We start from the raw sequence: 371 nt of genomic DNA, 5'->3' as shown, positions 1-371 counted from the left end.
ACCCGCCGTTGAATATATAGACGGTGTGGAGGGAACGTGGGGAAGTGAAACATCTCAGTACCCACAGGAAGAGAAAACAATTGTGATTCCGTGAGTAGTGGCGAGCGAAAGCGGATGAGGCTAAACCATGCACGTGTGATACCCGGCAGGGGTTGCGTGTGTGGGGTCGTGGGGTTTGTGTTCTTCCTACTGCCGTGGGGAGCAACAGTCAGAAACCGTTGTGTTAGCTGAATTGGTCTGGGACGGCCAACCGTAGACGGTGAGAGTCCGGTAAGCGAAAACATGACGGCTGTTGTCACAGATACCCGAGTAGCAGCGGGCCCGTGAAATCTGCTGTGAATCTGCCGGGACCACCCGGTAAGCCTGAATAC

At 54.7% G+C, this 371-nt stretch carries 1 rRNA gene; it reads left to right on the top strand.

The window, feature by feature from the left end:
- Positions 1-371, top strand: a 23S ribosomal RNA gene (locus IU476_RS35695); the annotation flags it as partial.

The organism is Nocardia blacklockiae, assembly GCF_015477355.1.
Taxonomy (GTDB): domain Bacteria; phylum Actinomycetota; class Actinomycetes; order Mycobacteriales; family Mycobacteriaceae; genus Nocardia; species Nocardia blacklockiae.
The sequence above is the reverse complement of the archived record's forward strand: the minus strand, read 5'-3'. Positions and strand labels throughout refer to the sequence as shown.